Origin of the sequence: Sphingobium indicum BiD32 (genome assembly GCF_000382885.1) — a bacterium.
GTDB classification, from domain to species: Bacteria; Pseudomonadota; Alphaproteobacteria; order Sphingomonadales; family Sphingomonadaceae; genus Sphingobium; species Sphingobium japonicum_C.
Genome location: NZ_CAVK010000065.1, coordinates 1 through 2613 on the forward strand (window position 1 = coordinate 1; position 2613 = coordinate 2613).

Genomic DNA, 2613 nt, shown 5'->3' on the forward strand with positions numbered 1-2613 from the left:
GATTACGTCATGTTCGTACATGTTTTGCCAATGGAATGCAGGATAGCTCCCGCCCATCACTGAGCATTGCAGTCAACGCGGACAGCCTTGCGACATGGTTTCCATATGCCATGTCGGACTTTGCCCGAACGACCGGAATGCTGGTGGAATTGACACTTGAGGATGAAGGGCACACGGCCGATCGCCTGCGTACCGGCGAAGTGCTTGCTGTCGTCACGTCCGACCCGGAACCCGTCGCCGGATGCAGGACGATTGCATTGGGATCGCTCCGCTATGTCGCTTGTGCCAGCCCGGATTTCGTCGCCCGGCATTTCCCGACCGGGATAGACAGGGACGGTCTCAGCATAGCGCCGGTCATGCGCTTCAACAGGAAAGACCAGCTTCAGGCAAGGTGGGCCAAAGCCGTCTTCGGCGTGGATTTGAATGCACCAACGCATTGGATTCCATCGACACAGGGATTTCTCGATCTCGCCTGCGCAGGTCTTGCCTGGGGGCTTCAACCAAAGGCCTTGGCGCAACCGCATATCGACGCGGGTAACTTGGTTGAATTAGTGCCCGGAGACACAATGGACGTCCCGCTATTCTGGACAGTATCCCGTCTCCATGCACAAGCCCTTCAGGCCATGACCGAGGCTGTCGTCTAATAGCAGCCCAGATTGCAAGCCCCTAAAAGCGTTATAGAGATGAACTTGCCCGGAGCACTGTCGTCTTCGCGGTCAACATTTGCTGCCGCATGATGGGGCTTCGCGGGAGAACCTTCCAATGTGTGAAACGCACATTCCAGGAAGGAAGTGCAACAGCCTCGGCGGAATGGTTCAGCCACGTCCTGGCAAGGACGCCTCTGCACACCTGAGGGGTGTGTGAGCTGGGAAATGTTCAAATCGTGTTGGTTGCTTTTCTTTCGAAGAACTCGCCGGATACGAGCATGGCATGCATGATCACCGCAAGCTTGCGCGCGACGGCGACAGCAGCGCGTTTGAAACCGATTTTCTCGCGCAGCTTGATCCCCCAAGTTCGCAGATCACTTTCTGCCGCTGAACGCGTCATAATGACTGTTGCCGCTTCATAGAGAAGGCCGCGCAAATGTGCGTCACCGCGCCTCGAGATATGGCCATCATAATCGACCTCGCCTGATTGGTAACGCCGTGTCGTGAGACCGATCCACGCGCCGACAGACCGTGATTTCTTGAAGTTTGCAGGATCCTCAATGGCGCTTGTGAACGCTGTAGCGGTGATCGCGCCGACGCCCGGGATCGACATGAGAAGCTGGCATGCCTGGCTTTGCCTCGCATCAGCAAGGACCTGACGTCCAAGCTCTGCGGCTCGTCGAACTCGGACACTGCGCCACGCCTCAAGGATTGGCATTATAATAGGTGCAAGGTCGCCTCGTCCATCCAGTAGACGGCAAACATGTTCATCGAATTTCCCTCCCTTGGCGGAAGGGACGATCAGGCCAAACGTCTTCATCAGCCCGCGGATCTGGTTGGAAAGCTCGACCGAAATCCTCACCAGCCTGTTGCGTGCGGCCATGCGCGTCCGCGAGAGCATGCTCTCGAAGCCCTTCATGCGAACCTCTCGGAAGAAGCCTACCTCGGCCAGATGGGCCAGCCCATCGGCATCGTTCGCATCGGTCTTGTTCGGCGCCATATCCAGGGCAGCTTTGGCGTGGCGTGCATCGATGCAGATCGCAGGTACACCTTCTGCCTTCAGGGCATGGAAAAACCACACTGACAGCGGACCGGTCTCGAATACGACCCGCTTGGCATGGGGCGCCCGCTTGCGGACAAGGTCTGCCAATACTTTAGGATCTGATGCGCACTTGCCGCGCCAAATCCGTTTGCCATCACGACGGATAGAAACGGCGGTCTCTTTCATCGATACGTCGAATCCGATATACTCTTCCATGGCTGTTCTCCGCTAGATGCTTGGGCCCGGCGTCCAGTCGTGAGCCCGTACTTCCATCTTATCGGAGAGCAGCCACCTCCTCTTCAATGCCTTCGTGCAGGCATCTCGGCGACTCGCTCCCGCGATTACCCCATGTGAGGAATGTCGCCGAGCAGCATCTCTATCCCGTAGCGACATGAAGAAGCAGACTGACCAGAATCGGGAACGAAAAAGTCGGTCATGAATGTCTCATAAGGGTCGATTTACGAGATCACCCATTCACGATCGTCCCGCCATTTGGATGCAACACCTGGCCTGACATGTAGCTGGCAGCCGGCGCTTTACTCGTCATTTGCGGCGAACCATTGACGATCCACGCCTGCTCGCGGTCACGGCTTCCGCTTCGTCGGCGGCAGCGATCCTTGGGAACCATGGACTGGGTCCCGCCGATCTCATCGTCAGCGGCATTCCATTTTCAACCACATCGCCAGAACAGGGCGGCCGCATCCTCGATATCAGCGCGCAGATCCTGCCCGATCACGGACTGTTTCTCGCCTATCAGATGCGCTCGACCATCGCGCCGATGCTGGCCGAGCGGTTCGGGGACGTTCGAAAGTCTTTTGTCTGGCGGAATATTCCGCCCTGACATTTATATTGGGCGCGAACGCCGAATAGGAATGATCAGACCCCCGACCGATATGAGACATCATGCCGCGCGACAATCAGGAT

3 protein-coding genes are annotated in these 2613 nt (G+C 57.3%); 2 read left to right on the forward strand and 1 reads right to left on the reverse strand.

Annotation, left to right across the window (positions count from 1 at the left end; genetic code table 11):
- Positions 1–644: ArgP/LysG family DNA-binding transcriptional regulator (locus EBBID32_RS07120; protein ID WP_156022492.1), on the forward strand; the 644-nt coding region annotated here is incomplete at its 5' end.
- A gap of 232 nt (positions 645–876) precedes the next feature.
- On the opposite strand, the gene EBBID32_RS07125 is transcribed toward EBBID32_RS07120, so the two are convergent.
- Entirely contained in the window at positions 877–1905 is a 1029-nt protein-coding gene (locus EBBID32_RS07125; protein ID WP_006953169.1) for an IS110 family transposase, read from the reverse strand.
- A gap of 331 nt (positions 1906–2236) precedes the next feature.
- On the opposite strand from EBBID32_RS07125, the gene EBBID32_RS07130 reads away from it, so the two are divergent.
- A complete protein-coding gene (locus EBBID32_RS07130) occupies positions 2237–2530 on the forward strand; it encodes a hypothetical protein (protein ID WP_006953170.1) in 294 nt (97 codons plus the stop codon).
- Positions 2531–2613 lie beyond the last annotated feature (83 nt).